General features: G+C 34.6%; 1 protein-coding gene. It reads left to right on the top strand.

The window, feature by feature from the left end:
- Nucleotides 1-223: YopX family protein (locus tag CD112_RS06035; protein ID WP_258026691.1), on the top strand; the 223-nt coding region annotated here is incomplete at its 5' end.
- Between the last annotated feature and the right edge of the window lie 17 nt (nucleotides 224-240).

Below are 240 nucleotides of genomic sequence, written 5' to 3'. Positions count from 1 at the left end.
AGAAATTTATGAGGGCGATATTCTTAAGTGGTTGGGACATCATGGTCATGGTTGGCAAGCTACAATATATGGTTTTATCACATATGAAAAGGAGCAAGCAAGATTCAGATTAACTGAAGATAACAACGAATATTATGAAGATATTTATCGCATTTCAAAAATCGGGGAAGTTGTTGGAAATATTTATGAAAACCCTGAATTACTGGAGAGGAGCAGTGAGTGATGAAATACAAATACATG

It is taken from the genome of Staphylococcus simulans (assembly GCF_002902285.1).
GTDB classification, from domain to species: Bacteria; Bacillota; Bacilli; order Staphylococcales; family Staphylococcaceae; genus Staphylococcus; species Staphylococcus simulans.
This window is presented reverse-complemented; position numbering and strand designations above follow the sequence as displayed.